The sequence below is a fragment of the Streptomyces sp. NBC_00028 genome (assembly GCF_045041065.1).
In the GTDB taxonomy this organism is placed as follows: domain Bacteria; phylum Actinomycetota; class Actinomycetes; order Streptomycetales; family Streptomycetaceae; genus Streptomyces.
In genome coordinates, this window is record NZ_CP108293.1 from 3,423,406 (window position 1) to 3,443,878 (window position 20,473).

Below are 20,473 nucleotides of genomic sequence, written 5' to 3' on the forward strand. Positions count from 1 at the left end.
GCCTAGTTGCCTCCTGTCGTGGTGCTGGAGGTGGCGGCGAGGGCGGGCTCGCTGCCGTCGACGACCCGGGCGGAGCCGTGCAGGGACTGCCGCTCGCGGCGCTCCTTCAGCAGCGTGGCCGCCCAGACCGCCACCGGGGCCAGCGAGATGGCCATCGCGAGGACCGCCCAGGTGCGCATGGCCACATGCGTGTGGTCGAGGACGACCGAGGCGGCCAGCGAGGTCCCGAGGAGGACCGCCCAGAAGAGATGGATACGGAAGGTGAGGAGCCGGTCCGGACTGGCGTCCCCGCCCTTGGGGGTGACGACGAACCGGCTGGGGCGGCGCAGCAGGGCCGCGCCGAGGGACTTGAGGTAGATGGGCGCCGAGAGCGCCGACATCGCCATGCCCGCGAGGCCGCCCGAGCCCTCGGGTTCGTGCGGGGAGACGTTGTGGCGGCGGTTCCACAGATAGAGGCCGATCTGGAGGGCGGCCGCGTCGCTGTAGAGCATCAGCCAGACGGAGGCGGCGACCTGGGTGCCGGACGCGCCGAACCAGAGGAAGAGGAAGCAGCTGAGGATGCCGAGGAACCAGTTGACGGCCGTCATCGGGTAGTAGACGAGCATCAGCGTGTACGAGAACAGCCGCCCGGGCGGCATCGTGAACGGCGCCTTCCAGTACTGCTTGAACAGGGTCTCGTACGTCCCCCTCGACCAGCGCATCTGCTGGGTGAAGAAGTCCGTCCAGGAGGCCGGTCCCTCGCCGACCGCCACGACGTCCGGGGTGTAGACGGAACGCCAGTGGTGACGGGTCTTCGGATTGCGGTGCCGGTGCAGCTCGAAGCCGGTGGCCATGTCCTCGGTGATGGAGTCGTACAGGCCGCCGATCTGCTTGACGGCCGCGATCCGTACGACGTTGTTGGTGCCGACGAACATCGGTGAGCGGTAGCGGTTGCCGGCCCGCTGGATCAGCGCGTGGAAGAGGAACTGCTGCGACTCGGCGGCCTTGGTGACGGGGTTGTGGTAGTTGCCGTACACCTGCGGGCCGACGACGAAGGAGACGTCCGGGTCACGGAAGTAACCCATCATGCGCTCAAGGAAGTTGGGCAGCGGCACATGGTCGGTGTCGACCGAGGCGAAGAACTCGTACTCGGCGCCGTGCATGGCGATCCACGCGTTGTAGTTGCCGTGCTTGGTGCGGGCCTTGTGGACACCCTTGGCGCGGTTCCACTCCGGGACGCCGTGGCGGGTGAAGTGCCGGACGCCGAGCTCCGCGCACAGGGCCTTCGCCTTTTCGTCGTCCCCTTCGTCGAGGAGCCAGACGTCGAGCGGGCCGGTGTGGGTGACCTTCGTGGCGCCTTCGAGGGTGGCGCGGACCATCGAGAGGGGTTCCTTGCCCGGGACGTACGTCGTGAGGAAGGCGACGCGGGTGCCGGGTTCGGGGGTGACGGGGACGGGGTCACGGGCGACGAGGGTCGCGTGGGCCACGGAGGCCACGTTGACGACCATGAACAGCTCGATGAGCCCGATGGCTATGAGCATCGTGATGTCGAGCCCTACCATCCACGCGTCGCCGCCCTCGCGCTCGACCCAGTGGGTCGGCCAGACGAGGTACACCAGCAGGACGCCGGTGAGCACGGGTGCGAGGGACATCAGCAGGATGGCGCGTATTCGGTGCGGCTCGCCGGCGAGGAGTGAGGTGTACTGCACCCGGTACGACGAGCCGGACGGCTCCGTCAGCGGTCCGGCCAGTCGGCTGTAGGTGTCGTAGTCGTAGCCCTCCGGCCGCACAGCGCCCTCCAGTGATCGAAACATCCGATATGCCCGATAGAGACACAAAAGTGGAGTTTCCTGGGTGTGTCGAACTGGGAGGGTCCAGCCGGGCGACCGTGGACTCAGAGGCGCGGGGCCCCGGTCACGGACATCACCAGCGAGTACAGCGAGGTACTGGCGGCGATGAACAGACGGTTGTTCCGGGGCCCGCCGAAGGCGATGTTGGCGACCGGCTCGGGCACCCGCAACCGCCCGATGAGGGTGCCGTCGGGGTCGTAGCAGTGGACTCCGTCGGCGAGGGCGGCCGCCCACAGGCGCCCCTGGTCATCGAAGCGGATGTTGTCGAAGTGGACGCCGTCACGGGCCTCGGCGAAGACCTTGCCGCCGACGAGCGTGCCGTCGTCGTGGACGTCGTACACATGGATACGGGCGGCCCGGGAGTCGGAGACGTACAGCCGCCGCTCGTCCGGCGACAGGATGACGCCGTTGGGCCCCTCGAACCCGTCGGCGGCGAGATGCACCCGCCCGTCCGCCGGGTCGATCCGGTAGACGTTGCAGGCACCGATCTCGGACTCGGCGCGATGGCCCTCGTAGTCGGTCACAATGCCGAAGTCCGGGTCGGAGAACCAGATCGTGCCGTCGGAGCGGACCACGGAGTCGTTCGGCGAGTTGAGCCGCCTGCCCTCGTAGTGGGTGGCCAGGACGGTGACCGTACCGTCGGCCTCGGTACGGGTGAGGCGCCGGTTGCCCTGCTCACACGTCACCAACCGCCCCTGCCGGTCGAGGGTGTTGCCGTTGCTGTATCCGGCCGGGCTGCGGAACACCCCCACCGCGCCGGTGCCCTCGTCCCAGCGCAGGATGCGGTCGTTGGGGATGTCGCTCCAGATCAACTGCCGCCACGCGGGCAGATACAGCGGCCCCTCGGCCCAGCGGCAGTCGTCGTACAGCACCTCCAGCCTGCTGTCGCCGTTCGTGCAACGCCCGGTGCGGAAGCGGTCGTCCAGGATCTCGTACAGGCTGTCGGTGGCCATGGGGTCCTCTCGGGTACGCGGGTCCTACAGGTCAACGGCGGTTCGTGCGCCGCAGATGAAGTCGTACCGCACGCTGGGCCACCGGCCCCAGCTCCTCCAACGCGGCCACCAGGACGCCGAGTTGTTCCAGCGCGTCCAACGCCGCCGTCGCGCCCGGCAGGTCCACGCCCTCGTACAGCTCGATGCCCACGAAGGACGCGGCGACCGCCCGCGCCAGGCCCGCCGGATCGGTGAACTCCTCGAACGGCGTGCCCGCGAGCACCCTCCTGAGCACCTTCTCGATCTCGGTGATCCAGGACTCGAGGCCCGCCGCCGTGGCCGCCGCGAGGCTCTCATGGGTCTGGGCGCCGGCCAGGAGCTGGCCGAGGAGGGCGACATGGCCGCCGGAGCGCTCCTCCTCGTGGATCCGCCGTCCCACCACGAGGAGTTCGGAGAGCGAGCCCACCTGGTCGAAGCGGGGGCGGTAGCGGGCCACGGCCTGCTCGGCGCCGTACCGGCAGGCCGCCGCGAGGAGTTCGTCGACCGAGCCGAAGTGGTAGAAGACCAGGGCCTGGTTGACCCCCGCCGCCGAGGCGATCGTACGGGCCGACGCCTTGGCGATGCCCTGGTCCACGAGGGTCCGCAGGGCGCCTTCCAGCAGCTTGGTCTTCGTCTCCGCCGACTTCGCGGTCTCCGGGCTCACGCGCGCGACTCCTCACGGACCGGGCGCAGGCCGGGGCGGACGCCGCAGGAGCGGATGTCGCGGTACGTCGCCCTGAAGGAGCCCTCGTAGCCGAAGAGGGGCCCGAAGTACTTGTTGACGACCCTGACCCGGATGCGGAAACGGCCCGTCGAGTCGTCGTAGGACTCACGGACCTCGGCCGTCGCGCCGATCAGCTCGGGCACGCGGACGTCCACCACACCCTCCCTGAACCGGTGTTCACCGGAACGGATGAGGAGCGAGCCGTCGGACTCGGCGTGGAAGCGGAGGTCGGTGGCCAGGTGCTGGTGGGTGCCGAGGTAGTCCAGGATCCGGTCGCCCCGGGGGCCCAGAACCATCTGGGCGTCGAAGCGACGGGAGCGGCCGGGCAGGTCGAAGGTACGCACGAAGGTCACCGTCTCACGGCCGTACGTGTCGGCGTACGGCACGTTCTCGATGACGAAGGGAACGTTCCGTCCGGTACGCGGGACCAGGATGTTCCGGGTGGTACCGAGCGCGAGAAACGGCTTCACGAACGCCCCGCCGTGCCAGATCCGCTCCATGACACCCCGCCCGATACAGGCCTCCCCACTCACCAGGCCGACCGAGAACCGGCGCTGGAGCTGGGGGTGGAGGGTGTCGAAGGCGGGGCCCATCGCGGTACGGAAGATCGAGGTCGGGGCGGGCGACGCGTGGGGAGCGGGCGTTTCGGAGGGCACGGGAGGCGTGGTCATCGCGGGGCTCCTGGGTGGGCGGGAAGGCGCGGTGGGCGCGGGGGTTCTCGGGTGGTGGGGCGCTGTCGTCGCGGGGGTGGTCTGGCGGGCGGAAGGGCTGATGGGGTGCGGTCGGCGCGGGTTCTCGGGTGGGCGGGGGTGCGGGCGTCGCCGGGTCTGTCCGGGGGAGGCGCGGTCGTCGCGGGGTCTTGCCGGTGCGCGGGGTGGGCGGTCACCGCGGGGGTCCCACGCGCAAGACGCAGCCGTCGCGGGCTCTCACCGGTGTGCGGCAGGCGTGGTCGCCGCGAGGTATGTCCGGCGCGAAGGGGGCACGGTCACCGCAAGCGCTCCCCGGCGCAAGGAAGTCGCGTTCGCCATGGGCACTCCCCACGCGCGGCAGGCACGGTCACCGCGGAGTATCCAAGGCGAGCGGAAGACCCGTCGCAGCCAGATCTCTCGGGCACCCGGCAGGCCCGGTCGTCGCAGCGCCTCCGCGGAGCGACGGCGGCGTCGCCGCGCGGGCTCCCCGGTGCGAGGAAGGCGCGTTCGCCCCGGGAACTCTCCTGCTCGCGGCCGGCCTGGTCACCGCGGGTTCTCCAGGGTGCGCAGCAGGCGAGGTGCCTGGATGCGGGTCGGCGGTCGGCGTAGGCAGCGGCGGGCCGCCGGGGTGCCGGGCAGGGGCGGCGCGAGGAGGGCCAGGGCGAGGGTGACCAGGGCGAGCGTGGGCATCCAGTAGAAGAAGAGCGGGGCGAGCGGCCCGGTCAGCCGCAGCAGGCTGCCGAAGCCGAAGCCCGTGCACGCGAGGACCAGCAGGAGCGTCCGCCCCGCCATCTCCAGCAGCCAGTTCGTCCGCGCCCGCTCCGGGGTGATCCCGCGCTCCAGCCACAGCCGGAGCCGGTCGAAGGACCAGGCCGTCGCCCAGCCGATGAGCGGACGGAACAGCAACCGGTCCGCGCACGCGCCGAAGGCGCCCCAGCGGGGCCGGTAGTCGTAGCCGGTCAGGAAGCGGACCCCGTCACCCTCCGGTACGTATCGCCAGTAGCCGCTGCCCTCGGCGAGCAGGGAGAGCGGATGCGGGGATGAGAAGCGCAGGGCGGAGGTACGGGTGCCGTCGGGGCGCTCCTTCTCGCCGGCCGAGACACCGGTCCCGGCGACGGTGAGGCCGGGCAGGACACGCGTGGCGTACCGGAAGTGCTGCGGCTCGCCCTCCGCGCGCGGGAGGTAGCCGATCTCGGTGAACCGGAGGTCCCAGCGCTGATGCTCGGACGGCTCCTGGGTACGCGCCCACAGCTCGTCGAGATCGGCACGGATGTGCGCCTCCACGTAGAGATTTCTCTGACCCATTCGATTCCCCCAGGTCAACCTGATGTTTGAGCGACTGCTCAAACTCTCTGGGGCAGAAGCTACACCCGTTTGAGCGATCGCTCAAACAGCGGGCACAAGAAAACCCCGGCCCGCGCGGGCCGGGGTTCACCGGAAACGGAAGACGGAGGCTCGGGCCTACTCGGCGAGGTGCCGCTCCACCGTCGCCACCTTCGACGTCAGACCGTCCGTCACCCCGGGGCGGATGTCCGCCTTGAGGACCACGGACACGCGCGGGGCCCGTGCCTCGACGGCCGCGACGGCGCGCTTGACCACGTCCATCACCTCGTCCCACTCCCCCTCGATCGAGGTGAACATCGCGTCGGTGCGGTGAGGCAGACCGGACTCGCGGACGACGCGGACGGCGTCGGCGACGTACTCCCCCACCTCTTCGCCGACCCCCAGCGGCGTCACGGAGAAGGCGACGATCACGAGGTCTTCACCGCCTGCTCATGCCGCGCGCGGGAGGCGATGACCGCGTCCTCGGCCTCACGCCGGAGCCTGCGCTCGGCGAAGAAGCCGCCGGTCGGCAGGACCGAGAGCACGAAGTAGAGGGTGGCGGTGCCGACGGACCACTTCGCGCGGTTCCAGGCGTCCGCCCAGAAGATCACGTACAGGACGAAGAGAACGCCGTGGACCATGCCCATGACCGGCACCGCGTTGAAGTCGGTGGTCCGCTTCAGCACCGAGCACACGAGCAGAAGCAGGAAGGAGACCGCCTCCGGGGCGGAGACGAGACGGAGGCGGCGGAGGGCGCTGGCGGTCTTGAGGTCCACGGGTCACCTTCGGTGGGAGTTGCGTCGAGAGGGGGCCTGCCGGTTTGTGAACACATGCACAAACGTTCGTCCATTGTGGCAAACGACGGAGCGGAAGCAGGCTCGGGGGTCGGTGGAGACCTGAGGAGTGGGTGTGCGATTCGTCTTCCCGGTGACCCTGCCCCGGATTCCGGGGACGCGCGGCTGATCCCCTAGGGGCGCGTTCAGGGTCCATCTCCACCCACGGGCCCTGTCGGCAAGGCCTTGCCGCGGGCTACCTTCGCAGCGTGGCGATGTTCCGACTTCAAGGCAGCAAGGTGCTCGCCGTCGAGATGACCGGGGACGCCGTGAAGGCGAAGAACGGCTCGATGGTCGCGTACGACGGACAGATGGCGTTCAAGAAGCTCAGCGGGGGTGGCGAGGGGATCCGGGGGATGGTGACCCGACGGATCACCGGTGAGCAGATGACGGTGATGGAGGTGAGGGGGCAGGGGACCTGCTGGTTCGCCGATCGCGCCTCCGAGATCAATCTCGTCGGCCTTCAGGGGGACAAGCTGTACGTGGAGTCGAGCAACCTGCTCGCGACCGACGGCGGCCTGCGGACGGGCACGAGCTTCACGGGACTGCGCGGCGCCTCGCAGGGCAACGGACTGTTCACGACGACCGTCGAGGGGCAGGGCCAGGCGGCGATCACCTCGGACGGCCCGGCCGTGGTGCTGCGGGTCAGCCCCCAGTTCCCGCTGAACGTCGACCCGGGGGCGTACATCGCGCACCAGGGCGACCTGCGGCAGTCCTTCCAGTCGGGCGTGACGTTCCGCACCCTCATGGGCGAGGGCGGCGGCGAGGCCTTCCAGATCCGCTTCGAGGGCGACGGCCTGGTGTACGTCCAGCCCAGCGAGCGGAACACGATCGCGGGGGACGTCTGACATGACCTTCCGGGAGCTCAACTCGAAGATGGTCGAGGCGACCGTCCTGCCGGGCCGGCGGCTGTTCAGCCAGCGCGGGGCGATGCTCGCCTACCGGGGCGAGGTGTCCTTCACCCCCAACATGAGCGGCGGCCAGGGCGGGCTGATGTCGATGATCGGTCGCCGGGTGGCCAACGAGGCGACCCCGCTGATGACGGTCGAGGGCAGCGGCACCGTGCTGTTCGGGCACGGCGGCCATCACATCCAGGTGATCAACCTCTCCGGCGAGACCCTCTACGTGGAGGCGGACCGTCTCCTCGCCTTCGAGGGCACCCTGGAGCAGGGCACGATGTTCATGGGCTCCCAGGGCGGCGTCATGGGCATGGTGCGGGGCCAGGTCTCCGGGCAGGGCCTGTTCACCACCAAGCTCAAGGGCAGCGGCGCGGTGGCCGTGATGGCGCACGGCGGAGTCATCGAACTCCCCATCACCCCCCAGCGCCCGGTCCATGTCGACCCACAGGCCTACGTCGCCCATCACGGCGACGTGCGCAACAAGCTGTCGACCGCGCTCGGCTGGCGCGACATGGTGGGCCGCGGCTCGGGCGAGGCCTTCCAGCTGGAGCTCAGCGGCAGTGGAGCGGTGTACGTCCAGGCCTCGGAGGAGAAGCTGTGAGCCACTACTCGGGCGCGGGTCCCACCGTGCACGACCCGACGACGCTGCCCCGCGACGACAACGTCAACAACTACACCTTCTGCGTGGAGCTCAAGGGGAGCCAGTGGTTCCTGCAGAAGGGGAAGATGATCGCCTACTACGGCTCGATCGACTTCAACGGCGTCGGGCACGGGCGACTGGACCGACTTGTCCGTACGTCCTTCCATTCGCCTCTGCACGCGAGCGACTGGGTCGTGGCGGAGGGCTCGGGCAAGATGCTCCTCGCCGACCGGGCCTTCGACGTGAACTCGTACGACCTGGAGAACGGCAATCTGACCATTCGCTCGGGCAATCTGCTCGCTTTTCAGCCAAGTCTCGCGCTCAAGCAGTCGATCGTGCCGGGTTTTCTGACGCTGATCGGAACCGGAAAGTTCGTGGCGGCATCTAACGGTCCGGTGGTGTTCATGGAACCCCCGATCCGGGTGGACCCGCAGGCGCTTGTCGGCTGGGCCGACTGCCCGTCGCCGTGCCATCACTACGACCACGGCTACATGACCGGCCTGATGGGCGGTCTACGTGCGATGACGGGCCTCGGTGGGGCCTCCGGGGAGGAGCACCAGTTCGAGTTCGTGGGCGCCGGCACCGTACTGCTCCAGTCGTCCGAGACGCTGATGGCGGAGCAGGCGACGGGAATGGTTCCACAGCAGGCCGGAGTACCCGGTTCCGGAGTGCCGTCCACAGGCCCTTCACAGCCTGCGGGCACACCGCGCCTTCCCGGACAGCTGGGAGACCTCCAGCGTCGCTTCGGGCTGTGAGCGGTAGTCTGCGGAGTGTGACGTCGAACGTGTGCACGCCGTCACGAACAAACCCTCACTAGTTCGCCTTTCAACTTCTTAGGTAGACTTCATTCATGGAGACCGAGACGGCCACGCGCTGGCTGACCGATGCGGAGCAGTGCGCCTGGCGCACCCACCTGGAGGTCAACAGGCTGTTGACGTACCAACTCGAGAAGGACCTCCAGCCGTTCGGCCTGACTATGAACGACTACGAGATCCTGGTGAACCTCTCCGAGTCGGAGGATGTCCGGATGCGGATGAGCGATCTCGCGTCCGCCACCCTCCAGTCCAAGAGCCGGCTCTCGCACCAGATCACCCGGATGGAGAACGCGGACCTGGTCCGCCGGGAGAACTGCGAGTCCGACCGCCGCGGCCTGTACGCGGTACTGACCGAGCACGGCATGGAGACGATGAAGAAGGTCGCGCCACACCACGTGGCGTCCGTGCGGCGGCACTTCATCGACCTGGTCTCCCCCGAGGCGCTGGCGGAGCTGGACAAGTCCCTGAAGCCCATCGCGGAGCACCTGCGGGGGCACCGCGGGCGCCCGTGACGCACTGATCAGGCGAGCGGCAGGCGGAGCGCGAACAGGGCTCCGCCTGCCGGCGCGTCGCGGAGCGTGAGGGTGCCCCCGTGGCGGGCGGCGACGTCCCGGGCGATGGCGAGACCGAGCCCGGCGCCGCCGTCGTCGCGGCTGCGGGCCTCGTCGAGCCGGACGAACCGCTCGAAGATCCGCTCCCGGTCGGCCTCGGCCACCCCGTCCCCGTCGTCGGCGACCTCGGCCACCGCCCAGGCCCCGTCCCGGCGCACGGACACGGTGACCGTCGACCGGGCGTGCCGCTGGGCGTTGTCCAGCAGATTGCCCAGAATCCGCCCCACCTGCCCCCGGGATCCGGCCACTTCGACGGCCTCCGCCTCGACCGACACCCCGTCCCGTCCCCGCGCCTCCCGCCGCGCCAGCTCCCCCAGGTCGAACCGCCCGCCCCCGGGCCGCTCCCCCGCGTCCAGCCGAGCGAGCAGCAACAGATCGGCGGCGAGCCGCTGAAGTCGTACGGTGTCCTCGACGGCCCCGTCCAGATCCAGCAGCCCGGGGTGCGCGATGCCCACTTCGAGCTGGGTGCGCAGGCTGGCGATGGGGCTGCGGAGTTCGTGCGAGGCGTCGGCGACGAAGCGGCGCTGGCGTTCGACGGAGGCCTCCAGGGCGGTGAGCGTCTCGTTGGTGGTGCGCGCGAGCCTCGCCACCTCGTCGTGCGTGTCCGGCTCCGGCACCCGCCGGGCGAGGTCCTCGGACGCGGTGATCGCGGCCATCTCGCGCCGGATGCCCTCGACCGGGCGCAGCGCCCGCCGGGTGACCAGCCAGGTCACGGCGGCGACGACCCCGAGCAGCAGCGGGAAGCCCACCAGCATGACGGAGAGCGCGGTGTGCACGGCGCCCTGCTCGGCGTCCAGGGACTCCCCGGCCCAGACGGTGAGCGGGACGCCGTCCCGGGTCTCCACCTCCAGGGCCGCGAAGCGGTAGTCGGCGCTGTCGCCGTCGATCGTCGCGGTGCCGTCGGAGAGCACGGCGTCGTCGCCGATCTCGCCGGGTTCGAGCGAGGCGCTGTCGTCGTCCGCGTCGTCGTCATCGGAGTCGCCCGCGGCGGAACCCGAGCCGGCCCGCGGCTTCACCGCGTCGGTGGCGGTGCCGCCGATCCGCTCCAGGCCGTCGCTGACGGCGACCAGCCTGCCGCCCTCGTCGACGACCTGCACCGGACGGTCGTCGTCGAGGTCCAGTCCGGCGTACGACGTCCCGTTGCTGATCAGCGTGGCGACGCTCCGCGCCGAACGTTCCGCCTGGGTGTCCGCCTGGTCCACGAGGTTGGACCGCAGCGACAGCAGCACGGCCGTGCCGGCCGCCACCAGGGCGACGGCCACGACCAGGGCGGCGCCGAGCGTCGCCCGCGCCCGCACGGACCCGAAGAGACGTCTCATCGCTCCTCCGCCTCCAGCCGGTACCCGGCGCCGCGCACCGTCCGGATGAGCCCGGCGCGCAGTTTGCGCCGCAGGGCGCTGACGTAGACCTCCACGATGTTGGGATCGCCGTCGTACGCGAAGTCCCAGACGTGCTCCAGGATCTGCGCCTTGGACACCACCTCCCCCGCGCGCGTGACGAGCTGCTCAAGGACCGCGAACTCCTTGGCGGTGAGCGTCACTTCGTCCTCTGCGAGGAAGACCCGGCGGGCCGCGGTGTCGACCCTGAGGTCGCCGTGCGCGAGGACCGGTGACGCCGTGCCGCCCCGCGGTCCGCGGCGGCGCAGCAGCGCCTTGACGCGGGCGACGAGGACGACGTACGAGAACGGTTTGGTGAGGTAGTCGTCGGCGCCGGTGTCCAGCCCCTCCGCCTCGTCGTACTCGCCGTCCTTCGCGGTGAGCATCAGGATCGGCACGTCGTGGCCCGCGGCGCGCAGGGCGGCGCAGACGCGGTAGCCGTTGAGGCCGGGCAGCATGATGTCGAGGATCACGAGGTCGTACGACCCCTCCGTGGCCCGGTGCAGGCCCTCGCGGCCGTCGTGGACGACGTCCACGGCGTATCCCTCGGCGGTGAGTCCCTTGGCGAGCGACAGGGCCAGCCGCTTCTCGTCCTCGACGATCAACAGACGCATGCGTACAGCCTGACAAAGCCAACCTGAAGATCCCTTCAGGTGGCTTCAGCTTCTCCTCAGCGTCGGTCGGGGACGGTGGTGCACGTCGAAAGCGGAACGAGACGTGACGTGACGTATCTGGAGGAACTCTCATGAAGCGCAACATCGTGATCGCCGCCCTCACCGCGACCGCTCTGATCGGGGGCGGCACGGCCACGGCCCTCGCGGTGGCCTCGGACGGGGAGAGCGCGTCGCAGCGGGCGGACGTGCGGTCGGCGGCGGAGGCGGACCGCGCGACGGCCGCCGACGCCGTCAGCGCGGCGCTGAGGCACACCCCGGGCACCGTCGCCTCCGTGGACCTGGAGGACGACGGCGCCGGGGTGTGGGACGTGGACGTGCTGAAGGGCGACGGCACCGAGTACACCGTGAAGGTCTCCCCGGACACCGGAAAGGTCGTCGGCGCGCACAAGGACCACGACGACGACACCGACGACGACGCCGACGACCGCGCCGAACTCACCGCCCTGAAGAACGCGAAGACCGACGCCCGCGAGGCCGCCCTGGCTGCCGCCGCCAAGGGCACGGTCACCGAGGTGAGCCTCGACGACGATGACGACAGCGGCGCGGTGGTGTGGAGCGTGGACACCACGAAGGGCGACTGGAAGGTCGACCTCCGCACTGGTGAGGTCACCGCGGACCTGGACGACTGATCAGCCGGTCCGGCGTTTGAGGACGAGGCCCTTCGGGCCGGTCGGGTAAGGGTGGCGGGGGCGAAGAACACTCAGTCCCGCCACCCCCGCCGCCCCCAGCGCCACGCTCCCCGCCACCACGAAGCACCACCCCAGCGGCAGCCGTTCCACCAGCAGCCCCGCCGTCGCCGCCCCCGTCGAACTCCCGGCGTTCACGGCGGTGTTGACCCAGGCGCCGGCCCGGGTACGGAACCCCTCCGGAGCGGCCTCGTCGGCGATCAGATAGGCCGTGGTCAGCGCCGGTGCGACGAAGAACCCGGCGCAGGCGGCGGCAACCGCGAGGACGCCGACGCCCGGGGCGAGCCCGGCGAGGCACAGGGTCAGCCCCAACCCCGCGGCGAGCAGGGCGAGTCGGGCCCGGGCTGACGAACGCCAGTCGACGGCACCGTTCGCCAGCCCGCCCACCGCACTGCCCGCCGACAACGCCGCCAGCACCCAGGCCACGGTGTCGTCCCCCTGCCCGCGTTCCGCGGCGAAGGCGACGACCAGCAGGTCCACGGCGCTCAGCGCGAGCCCCGTACCGGCCGCGACCACCACCGGTTGCAACAGACCCCGGCCACGCAGCGAACCCGTGCCGCCGGAAGGGGACTTGGGCCGCCCGGCAGGGCGTACCGCCGCCATCGCGGGCGAGGTGACGAAGACGAACGTGCCCACCGCCATCAGCAGCGCGCCCAGCACCACACCGACCGCCGGTGCCGCGACGGCGATCACCGCGCCGACCAGCAACGGGCCGACGACGTACAGCAGCTCCTCGGCGACCCCGTCCAGGCTGTACGCGCGCTGCAACAGCCTTCGGTCGCCGACGAGTTCGCCCCACACGGCACGCATCGTGGGGCCCAGCGGCGGCGCACAGGCGCCCGCGACGGCGGCCACCGCGCCGAGTACCACCGCGGACGCACCGGACCGCCAACTCAACGCCGCGAGCGCGCAGAGCAGGCCGGAGTGGAGCAGCGACATGGGGAGGAGGGCCCGCCGGGGGCCGTAGCGGTCGACCAGCGCCGCGCGGTAGGGCGACAGGAAGACGACCGCGGCGCCGAACAGCGCCATGACGACGCCCGCCACGGCGTACGACCCGGTCGCGCGGGTTACGGCCAGCATCACGGCGATGGGGGCCACGCCGTAGGACAGGCGGCCGACGAGGGCCGCGGTGAAGATGCGGCGGGCATGGGGAACGGACAGCACGGCGGCATACGAGGGCCGCCGCGTGGAGGACGCGGACATGGGAGGGGTTCCTCTGCGTGAGGCATGAGCAAGGGACGCCGAAGGCCGCGACGGCTGTGATCAGCGGGTCGCGAGCGGGGCGCGCTCTATGCCAAGAGGAGGAACACGGGGGTCAACGTACCAACATCGACAGCGGGTCGACCAGAGGATTCAGCTCTCGGTCAGGCCCGCCACCAGCTCGTCCGCCGCCCGGTACGGGTCCAGTCGCCCCGCCACGATCCGTTCCGCCAGCGCGTCGAGGCGGCGGTCTCCGTGGAGGTAGCCGATGCGTTCGCGCAGGGCGGTGACCGCGATGGTCTCCACCTCGCGGGCGGCGCGGGCCTGGCGGCGCTCGGTCAGGACGCCGTGCTCCTCCATCCACGCGCGGTGCTTCTCCAGGGCCTCGACGACCTCGTCGACCCCCTCCGCGCGGGCGGCGACCGTCTTGACGATCGGGGGGCGCCAGTCGCCGGGGCCGCGGGACTCGCCCAGGCCCAGCATGTGGTTGAGCTCGCGGGCGGTGGCGTCGGCGCCGTCGCGGTCGGCCTTGTTGACGACGTAGACGTCGCCGATCTCCAGGATTCCGGCCTTGGCCGCCTGGATGCCGTCGCCCATGCCGGGGGCCAGGAGAACGACCGAGGTGTCCGCCTGGGAGGCGATCTCCACCTCGGACTGGCCGACGCCGACCGTCTCCACCAGGATCACGTCGCAGCCCGCCGCGTCCAGGACCCGGATCGCCTGCGGGGCGGCCCAGGCGAGACCGCCGAGATGGCCTCGGGTCGCCATCGAGCGGATGTAGACGCCGGGGTCGGAGGCGTGGTCCGACATCCGCACCCGGTCGCCCAGCAGCGCGCCGCCGGAGAACGGCGAGGACGGGTCGACGGCCAGGACGCCGACCCGCTTGCCCTGCTTGCGGTACGCGGTCACCAGGGCGGACGTCGACGTGGACTTGCCGACGCCCGGAGATCCCGTCAGGCCCACGACGTAGGCCCCACCCGTCAGCGGGGCCAGCGCCGCCATGACCTCACGGAGCTGCGGGGACGCCCCCTCCACGAGGGAGATCAGCCGGGCCACGGCCCGTGGCCGGCCTTCCCTGGCCTGGGACACCAGGGTGGAGACGTCCTGCATCACAGCTCCGATCAGCTCGAACTCGACAACCTACGGGAACTCAGGCCTTGGGTACCCGCACGATCAGCGCGTCACCCTGACCCCCGCCGCCGCACAGCGCGGCCGCGCCGACGCCACCGCCGCGCCGCTTCAGCTCCAGCGCCAGGTGGAGGACCAGACGGGCGCCGGACATGCCGATGGGGTGGCCCAGGGCGATGGCTCCGCCGTTGACGTTCACCGTTTCGGTGGAGACGCCGAGGTCCTTCATTGACTGGACCGCGACGGCGGCGAAGGCCTCGTTGATCTCGATCAGGTCGAGGTCGGCGACCTCCAGGCCCTCCTTCTTGAGGGCGTGCAGGATCGCGTTGGAAGGCTGGGACTGGAGGGAGTTGTCCGGGCCCGCCACATTGCCGTGGGCGCCGATCTCGGCGATCCACTCCAGGCCCAGCTCCTGCGCCTTGGCCTTGCTCATCACGACCACGGCCGCCGCACCGTCCGAGATCTGCGAGGAGGTGCCGGCCGTGATCGTGCCGTCGCGGGTGAACGCGGGGCGGAGCTTGCCCAGGGACTCCGCCGTGGTGTCGCCGCGGATGCCCTCGTCCTTGCTGAAGACGACGGGCTCGCCCTTGCGCTGCGGGATCTCGACCGGGGTGATCTCGGCCTCGAAGACGCCGTTCTTCTGCGCGGCGGCGGCCCGCTGGTGGGACAGGGCGGCGATCTCGTCCTGCTCGGGGCGCTGGATGCCGAGGCGGGTGTTGTGCTTCTCCGTGGACTCGCCCATGGCGATGCCCTCGAAGGAGTCGGTCAGGCCGTCGTACGCCATGGCGTCGAGCATCTCGATGGCGCCGTACTTGAAGCCCTCGCGGGACTTGGGGAGCAGGTGCGGGGCGTTGGTCATGGACTCCTGGCCGCCCGCGACGATCACGTCGAACTCGCCGGCGCGGATCAGCTGGTCGGCCAGCGCGATGGCGTCGAGGCCGGACAGACAGACCTTGTTGATGGTCAGCGCCGGGACGCTCATCGGGATGCCGCCCTTGACGGCGGCCTGGCGGGCCGGGATCTGGCCCGCCCCGGCCTGGAGGACCTGACCCATGATCACGTACTGGACCTGGTCGCCACCGATCCCCGCACGGTCGAGGGCGGCCTTGATCGCGAAGCCGCCGAGGTCGGCCCCGGAGAAGGACTTCAACGAACCGAGCAACCGTCCCATGGGCGTACGAGCGCCCGCGACGATCACCGAAGTAGTTCCGGAAGACATGAGGTGCGATCCCCTTCCAGCTGGACAGCCGAGGAGTGAACGAGGGTTTACTTCGAATGTACTGAGTGGCACTCCGTGCCGTCACCGGCCCGTCGGTGTGATCGCTGGCACGTTGCGTAACCATCTCCCGAGCGCTGCACTAACACCATGCTGACGCGAATCGACCACATCGGGATCGCCTGCTTCGACCTCGACAAGACTGTCGAGTTCTACCGGGCCACCTACGGCTTCGAGGTCTTCCACTCCGAGGTCAACGAGGAGCAGGGCGTCCGCGAGGCCATGCTCAAGATCAACGACACTTCCGACGGCGGCGCCTCCTACCTGCAGCTTCTGGAGCCGACCCGCCCCGACTCGACCGTCGCCAAGTGGCTGGACAAGAACGGCGAAGGCGTCCACCACATCGCTTTCGGTACGGCGGACGTGGATGCGGACGCCGCGGACATCAAGGACAAGGGCGTACGCGTGCTGTACGAGGAGCCGCGACGTGGCTCCATGGGGTCACGCATCACCTTCCTGCACCCCAAGGATTGCCATGGCGTACTGACAGAACTGGTCACTTCGGCGCCGGTTGAGTCACCTGAGCACTGACCCTCGTACATATGGGCCGGTAGGGTTGGGGGCGGTCGCTCCCGGAAAGGGGGGTGTCCGCATGCCGGGGCCCGGTTTCGGGGGGCGAGCGTCGGGGCAGCAGCCCGTGCTCCGCCGTTGATCTGACACCATTCCCCGGGGGCCCCGTTCGGCGGACGGACGGAGCTCGTTTGGCCAGACTTGCGACCAGGGGACGGATGGGACCGCGCAGTGCGGGGCTACGAACGCCAGGAGCGAGAGCCGGCGGCTGACGTCGACCACCTCTCTCGGTTCGAGGCCGAGATGGATCGGCTGAAGACCGAGCGGGAAAAGGCGATCCAGCACGCCGAGGACCTCGGCTACCAGGTCGAGGTGCTGCGCGCCAAGCTGCACGAGGCGCGCCGCACCATCATGTCCCGGCCCGAGTTCACGGGCGGCGACATCGGCTATCAGGCCGAACAGCTGCTCCGTAACGCCCAGATGCAGGCTGACCAGCTGCGTCAGGACGCCGAGCGCGAGCTGAGTCAGGCGCGGGCGCAGACCCAGCGCATCCTCCAGGAGCACGCCGAGAACGCGGCGCGGCTCCAGGCGGAGCTGCACCAGGAGGCGGTCACCCGCCGCCAGCAGCTGGACCAGGAGCTCGCCGAGCGCCGCCAGACCGTCGAGTCGCACGTCAACGAGAACGTGGCGTGGGCCGAGCAGCTGCGCGCCCGCAGCGAGCAGCAGGCGCGCCGGCTCGTCGAGGAGTCCCGCGCCGAGGCCGAGCAGGCCGTGGCCGCGGCCCGCGCCGAGGCCGAGCGGGTCGCGAGCGAGGCCCGCCAGCGCCTGCAGAGCGAGGCCGAGGCGGCCCGCGCGGAGGCGGAGCAGCTGCTGCGCCGGGCCCGCGCGGACGCCGAGCGGCTGCTGAACGCGGCGTCGACACAGGCCCAGGAGGCCACCGACCACGCCGAGCAACTGCGTACGTCCACGGCGACCGAGTCGGACACCGCCCGCCGCCAGGCCACCGAGCTCAGCCGCGCCGCCGAGCAGCGGATGACGGAGGCCGAGGAGGCGCTGCGCAAGGCGCAGGCCGAGGCCGAGAAGGTGCTCACCGAGGCCAGGACGGCCGCCGAGAAGGCCCTGTCCAGCGCCGAGTCGGCGAACGAACAGCGCGTCCGTACGGCGAAGGAGCAGGTCGCCCGGCTGGTCAGCGAGGCCACCCAGGAGGCCGAGACCACCAAGGCGGACGCCGAGCAGGTCGTCGCGGACGCCCGCGCGGAGGCCGAGCGGATCGTCGAGGAGGCCTCCGAGAAGGCCCGCACGATCACCGCCGAGGAGAGCGCGACCCAGCTGTCGAAGGCGGCCAAGACCGCCGAGGACGTCCTCAACAAGGCGCAGGAGGACGCGCAGAACACCACCAAGGCGGCCGCCGAGGAGGCCGAGCGGATCCGCCGTGAGGCGGAGGCCGAGGCCGACCGGCTGCGGTCCGAGGCGCATGACATCGCCGAGCAGCTCAAGGGCTCCGCGAAGGACGACACCAAGGAGTACCGCGCCAAGACGGTCGAGCTCCAGGAGGAGGCCCGCCGGCTGCGCGGTGAGGCCGAGCAGCTGCGTGCCGACGCGGTCGCCGAGGGCGAGAAGATCCGCGCGGAGGCCCGCAAGGAGGCCGTCCAGCAGATCGAGGAGGCGGCCAAGACCGCGGAGGAGCTGCTCGCCAAGGCCAAGCAGGACGCGGACGAGCTGCGTCAGACGGCGACGGCGGACAGCGAGAAGGTCCGCACCGAGGCCATCGAGCGGGCGACCACCCTGCGCCGGCAGGCGGAGGAGACCCTTCAGCGCACCCGGCAGGAGGCCGAGCGCCACCGCGAAGAGGTCATCGAGCAGTCCGAGGGCATCAGGAACGACGCCGAGCAGGCCGCGCGCGAGCTGCGCGAGGAGACCGAGCGGGCCATAGAGGCCCGCCGGGCCGAGGCCGCCGAGGGGCTCACCCGGCTCCAGACCGAGGCCGAGGAGCGGCTCACCGCCGCCGAACAGGCGCTGACCGAGGCCCGTGAGGAGGCCGCGCGGATCCGCCGCGAGGCCGCCGAGGAGAGCGACCGGCTGCGTTCCGAGGCCGCCGACCGCATCCGCACTTTGCAGCAGCAGGCGGAGGCGGAGGCGGAGCGGCTGCGCACCGAGGCCGCCGCCGACGCGTCCGCGTCCCGGGCCGAGGGCGAGGCCGTCGCCGTACGGCTGCGTTCGGAGGCCGCGGCCGAGGCCGAGCGGCTCAAGACAGAGGCCCAGGACACCGCCGACCGGGTGCGCACCGAGGCGCAGGCCGCCGCGGAGCGCCTCGCGACGGAGGCGTCCGAGACGCTGGCCGCCGCGCAGGAGGAGGCCGTACGGCGTCGTCGTGAGGCCGAGGAGACGCTGGGCGCCGCGCGTCAGGAGGCCGACCAGGAGCGTGTGCGGGCCCGCGAGCAGAGCGACGAGCTGCTGGCCGCGGCGCGCAGCCGGGTCGAGGAGGCGCAGGCCGAGGCGGTGCGGCTGGTCGAGGAGGCCGACCGGCGCGCCACCGAGATGGTGTCGGCGGCCGAGCTCCACGCCCAGCAGGTGCGCGACTCGGTGGCCGGGCTGCACGAGCAGGCCCAGGAGGAGATCACCGGGCTGCGCAGTGCCGCCGAGCACGCGGCGGACCGTACGCGGCGCGAGGCCGAGGAGGAGGCGGACCGGGTCCGCGCCGACGCCTACGCCGAGCGGGAGCGGGCCAGCGAGGACGCGAGCCGTGTCCGGCGCGAGGCGAACGAGGAGTCGGAGGCCGCCAAGTCGCTCGCCGAGCGCACCATGGCGGAGGCGATGTCCGAGTCCGAGCGGGTGCGCACGGAGGCGGCCGAGTACGCCCAGCGGGTGCGCACGGAGGCTTCCGACGCGCTCGCCGAGGCCGACCAGGCCGCGTCGCGGACCCGGGCGGACGCCCGTGAGGACGCCAACCGCATCCGCTCGGACGCGGCGTCGCAGGCCGACACCCTGATCACCGAGGCGCGCAACGAGGCCGAGCGGCTCACCACCGAGACACTGCGGGACACCGACCGGCTGCGGCAGGACACGGTCGCCGACGCGGAGCGGCTGCGTCAGGAGACGGTCGCCGAGGCCGAGCGGGTCCGGGCCGAGGCCGTCAGCAAGGCCGAGCGGCTCATCGCGGACGCCACCGACGACGCGGAGCGGCTGCGGGCCGAGGCCGCCGAGACGGTCGGCTCCGCCCAGCAGCACGCCGAGCGGGTCCGCGGCGAGTCCGAGCGGGTCAAGGCCGACGCCCTGGCCGAGGCGGAGCGCATGCTGGGCGCCGCGCGCGCGGAGGCCGAGCACACTCTTGACGAGGCCCGTAAGGACGCCAACAAGCGGCGTCAGGACGTGGCCGAGCAGGTGGACACGCTCATCAACGAGACGACCGCCGAAGCCGACAAGCTGCTCACCGAGGCGCAGCAGCAGGCCCACAAGACCACCGCGGACGCGGAGGGCCAGGCCGACACGATGGTCGGCGCGGCCCGCAAGGAGGCCGACCGGCTGGTCTCCGAGGCGACGGTCGAGGGCAACTCCCTGGTGGAGAAGGCCCGTACGGACGCGGACGAGCTGCTCGTCGGCGCCCGCCGGGACGCCACCGCCATAAGGGAGCGGGCCGAGGAGCTGCGCGACCGCATCACCACCGAGATCGAGAGCCTGCACGAGCGGGCCCGCCGCGAGGCCGCCGAGACGATGAAGTCGACCGGCGACCGTTGCGACGCGCTCATCAAGGCGTCCGAGGAGCAGCTGGCGAAGGCTCAGGCCAAGGCCAAGGAGCTGGTGTCGGAGGCCAATTCGGAGGCCGGCAAGGTCCGGATCGCCGCCGTGAAGAAGGCCGAGCTGCTGCTGAAGGAGGCCGAGCAGAAGAAGTCGGCCCTCGTGAGGGAGGCCGAGGAGCTCAAGGCGGAGGCGATCCGCGAGGCCAAGCGCACGGTCGAGGAGGGCAAGCGCGAGCTGGAGATCCTGGTGCGGCGCCGCGAGGACATCAACGCCGAGATCTCCCGTGTCCAGGACGTCCTGGAGGCGTTGGAGTCCTTCGAGGCTCCCGCCGGGGGCAAGGACGGGGGCGTCAAGGCGGGCGTTTCGGTCGGCGCCCCTCGTTCGGGTAAGCCTTCGGACAGCTAACCGACAGGTTCCGACCGGTTACGACCGGTCGAACTCCGGTGTCATCTGGGGCCTTTGACCAAGTTTTTGGCAAGCCGTCCGTGGGTTAGCCACTCAAAAGGGGTGTCATTCTCCAGATCAAACACGTATCCGCTCGATGACACACC

Annotated in this window: 19 protein-coding genes; 7 read left to right on the forward strand and 12 right to left on the reverse strand. The window is 71.2% G+C overall.

From position 1 onward, the window contains the following. Nucleotides 1-2 precede the first annotated feature (2 nt). From OG885_RS14935 to OG885_RS14965, 7 genes are all read right to left on the reverse strand, one after another. Entirely contained in the window at nt 3-1,769 is a 1,767-nt protein-coding gene (locus OG885_RS14935; protein WP_405731139.1) for a glycosyltransferase family 2 protein, read from the reverse strand. Nucleotides 1,770-1,873: 104 nt separating this feature from the next. Next, nucleotides 1,874-2,782, reverse strand: a complete 909-nt coding sequence (locus OG885_RS14940; protein WP_405731141.1) for an SMP-30/gluconolactonase/LRE family protein — start codon at nt 2,780-2,782, stop codon at nt 1,874-1,876. Nucleotides 2,783-2,813: 31 nt separating this feature from the next. After that, nucleotides 2,814-3,464 carry a TetR/AcrR family transcriptional regulator gene (locus tag OG885_RS14945; protein ID WP_405731143.1) on the reverse strand — a complete coding sequence of 217 codons (651 nt, stop codon included), beginning with the start codon at nt 3,462-3,464 and terminating at the stop codon, nt 2,814-2,816. After that, the gene (locus tag OG885_RS14950) at nt 3,461-4,195 is read right to left on the reverse strand and encodes a DUF4166 domain-containing protein (RefSeq protein WP_405731145.1); all 735 of its coding nucleotides are present in this window, start codon (nt 4,193-4,195) and stop codon (nt 3,461-3,463) included. Before OG885_RS14950 ends, OG885_RS14945 begins: the two co-directional genes overlap by 4 nt. A 561-nt stretch (nt 4,196-4,756) precedes the next feature. Beyond that, a complete protein-coding gene (locus tag OG885_RS14955) occupies nt 4,757-5,518 on the reverse strand; it encodes a hypothetical protein (RefSeq protein ID WP_405731147.1) in 762 nt (253 codons plus the stop codon). Nucleotides 5,519-5,674: 156 nt separating this feature from the next. Further along, on the reverse strand, nt 5,675-5,968 hold the full coding sequence (locus tag OG885_RS14960; protein WP_329334600.1) for an MTH1187 family thiamine-binding protein: 294 nt from the start codon (nt 5,966-5,968) through the stop codon (nt 5,675-5,677). Beyond that, nucleotides 5,965-6,312, reverse strand: a complete 348-nt coding sequence (locus tag OG885_RS14965; RefSeq protein WP_405731149.1) for a DUF3817 domain-containing protein — start codon at nt 6,310-6,312, stop codon at nt 5,965-5,967. The genes OG885_RS14960 and OG885_RS14965 overlap by 4 nt, the downstream gene beginning before the upstream one ends. 272 nt (nt 6,313-6,584) lie before the next feature. Here OG885_RS14965 and OG885_RS14970 point away from each other — a divergent pair, with 272 nt between their 5' ends. From OG885_RS14970 to OG885_RS14985, 4 genes are all read left to right on the forward strand, one after another. After that, complete coding sequence (locus OG885_RS14970; RefSeq protein ID WP_405742736.1) at nt 6,585-7,217, forward strand: AIM24 family protein; 633 nt, start codon at nt 6,585-6,587, stop codon at nt 7,215-7,217. 1 nt (nt 7,218) lies between these two features. After that, nucleotides 7,219-7,869 carry an AIM24 family protein gene (locus OG885_RS14975; RefSeq protein WP_405731151.1) on the forward strand — a complete coding sequence of 217 codons (651 nt, stop codon included), beginning with the start codon at nt 7,219-7,221 and terminating at the stop codon, nt 7,867-7,869. Beyond that, nucleotides 7,866-8,663 (forward strand): AIM24 family protein, encoded by a 798-nt coding sequence (locus tag OG885_RS14980; protein ID WP_405731153.1) that lies wholly within the window; start codon nt 7,866-7,868, stop codon nt 8,661-8,663. Before OG885_RS14975 ends, OG885_RS14980 begins: the two co-directional genes overlap by 4 nt. A gap of 95 nt (nt 8,664-8,758) precedes the next feature. Beyond that, nucleotides 8,759-9,235 carry a MarR family winged helix-turn-helix transcriptional regulator gene (locus OG885_RS14985; RefSeq protein ID WP_399948199.1) on the forward strand — a complete coding sequence of 159 codons (477 nt, stop codon included), beginning with the start codon at nt 8,759-8,761 and terminating at the stop codon, nt 9,233-9,235. A gap of 8 nt (nt 9,236-9,243) precedes the next feature. On the opposite strand, the gene OG885_RS14990 is transcribed toward OG885_RS14985, so the two are convergent. Together OG885_RS14990 and OG885_RS14995 are read right to left on the reverse strand one after the other, a co-directional pair. After that, the gene (locus OG885_RS14990; protein WP_405731155.1) at nt 9,244-10,653 is read right to left on the reverse strand and encodes a sensor histidine kinase; all 1,410 of its coding nucleotides are present in this window, start codon (nt 10,651-10,653) and stop codon (nt 9,244-9,246) included. Beyond that, on the reverse strand, nt 10,650-11,324 hold the full coding sequence (locus tag OG885_RS14995) for a response regulator transcription factor (protein WP_405731157.1): 675 nt from the start codon (nt 11,322-11,324) through the stop codon (nt 10,650-10,652). The genes OG885_RS14990 and OG885_RS14995 overlap by 4 nt, the downstream gene beginning before the upstream one ends. A gap of 131 nt (nt 11,325-11,455) precedes the next feature. On the opposite strand from OG885_RS14995, the gene OG885_RS15000 reads away from it, so the two are divergent. Beyond that, nucleotides 11,456-12,013 carry a PepSY domain-containing protein gene (locus tag OG885_RS15000; protein WP_405731159.1) on the forward strand — a complete coding sequence of 186 codons (558 nt, stop codon included), beginning with the start codon at nt 11,456-11,458 and terminating at the stop codon, nt 12,011-12,013. Here OG885_RS15000 and OG885_RS15005 read toward each other — a convergent pair whose 3' ends face one another. From OG885_RS15005 to OG885_RS15015, 3 genes are all read right to left on the reverse strand, one after another. After that, nucleotides 12,014-13,273 carry an MFS transporter gene (locus OG885_RS15005; protein ID WP_405731161.1) on the reverse strand — a complete coding sequence of 420 codons (1,260 nt, stop codon included), beginning with the start codon at nt 13,271-13,273 and terminating at the stop codon, nt 12,014-12,016. A 150-nt stretch (nt 13,274-13,423) separates the two neighbouring features. Continuing rightward, nucleotides 13,424-14,380 (reverse strand): methylmalonyl Co-A mutase-associated GTPase MeaB, encoded by a 957-nt coding sequence (meaB, locus tag OG885_RS15010; RefSeq protein WP_405731163.1) that lies wholly within the window; start codon nt 14,378-14,380, stop codon nt 13,424-13,426. 40 nt (nt 14,381-14,420) lie between these two features. After that, nucleotides 14,421-15,617 carry an acetyl-CoA C-acetyltransferase gene (locus OG885_RS15015; protein WP_405731165.1) on the reverse strand — a complete coding sequence of 399 codons (1,197 nt, stop codon included), beginning with the start codon at nt 15,615-15,617 and terminating at the stop codon, nt 14,421-14,423. A gap of 147 nt (nt 15,618-15,764) precedes the next feature. On the opposite strand from OG885_RS15015, the gene mce reads away from it, so the two are divergent. Together mce and scy are read left to right on the forward strand one after the other, a co-directional pair. Next, complete coding sequence (mce, locus tag OG885_RS15020; protein ID WP_126274402.1) at nt 15,765-16,205, forward strand: methylmalonyl-CoA epimerase; 441 nt, start codon at nt 15,765-15,767, stop codon at nt 16,203-16,205. 210 nt (nt 16,206-16,415) lie between these two features. After that, nucleotides 16,416-20,327: a polarized growth protein Scy gene (gene scy, locus OG885_RS15025; protein WP_405731168.1), complete on the forward strand. Its 3,912-nt coding sequence runs from the start codon at nt 16,416-16,418 to the stop codon at nt 20,325-20,327. Nucleotides 20,328-20,473 lie beyond the last annotated feature (146 nt).

What these genes read in the sequence shown, in the direction of transcription:
- OG885_RS14940 (WP_405731141.1), bottom strand. Translation starts at nt 2,782, where the DNA reads ATGGCCACCGACAGCCTGTACGAGATCCTGGACGACCGCTTCCGCACC.
- OG885_RS14950 (WP_405731145.1), bottom strand. Translation starts at nt 4,195, where the DNA reads ATGACCACGCCTCCCGTGCCCTCCGAAACGCCCGCTCCCCACGCGTCG.
- OG885_RS14955 (WP_405731147.1), bottom strand. Translation starts at nt 5,518, where the DNA reads ATGGGTCAGAGAAATCTCTACGTGGAGGCGCACATCCGTGCCGATCTC.
- OG885_RS14970 (WP_405742736.1), top strand. Translation starts at nt 6,585, where the DNA reads ATGTTCCGACTTCAAGGCAGCAAGGTGCTCGCCGTCGAGATGACCGGG.
- OG885_RS14975 (WP_405731151.1), top strand. Translation starts at nt 7,219, where the DNA reads ATGACCTTCCGGGAGCTCAACTCGAAGATGGTCGAGGCGACCGTCCTG.
- OG885_RS14985 (WP_399948199.1), top strand. Translation starts at nt 8,759, where the DNA reads ATGGAGACCGAGACGGCCACGCGCTGGCTGACCGATGCGGAGCAGTGC.
- OG885_RS14990 (WP_405731155.1), bottom strand. Translation starts at nt 10,653, where the DNA reads ATGAGACGTCTCTTCGGGTCCGTGCGGGCGCGGGCGACGCTCGGCGCC.
- OG885_RS14995 (WP_405731157.1), bottom strand. Translation starts at nt 11,324, where the DNA reads ATGCGTCTGTTGATCGTCGAGGACGAGAAGCGGCTGGCCCTGTCGCTC.
- OG885_RS15000 (WP_405731159.1), top strand. Translation starts at nt 11,456, where the DNA reads ATGAAGCGCAACATCGTGATCGCCGCCCTCACCGCGACCGCTCTGATC.
- OG885_RS15005 (WP_405731161.1), bottom strand. Translation starts at nt 13,273, where the DNA reads ATGTCCGCGTCCTCCACGCGGCGGCCCTCGTATGCCGCCGTGCTGTCC.
- meaB (WP_405731163.1), bottom strand. Translation starts at nt 14,380, where the DNA reads ATGCAGGACGTCTCCACCCTGGTGTCCCAGGCCAGGGAAGGCCGGCCA.
- OG885_RS15015 (WP_405731165.1), bottom strand. Translation starts at nt 15,617, where the DNA reads ATGTCTTCCGGAACTACTTCGGTGATCGTCGCGGGCGCTCGTACGCCC.
- mce (WP_126274402.1), top strand. Translation starts at nt 15,765, where the DNA reads ATGCTGACGCGAATCGACCACATCGGGATCGCCTGCTTCGACCTCGAC.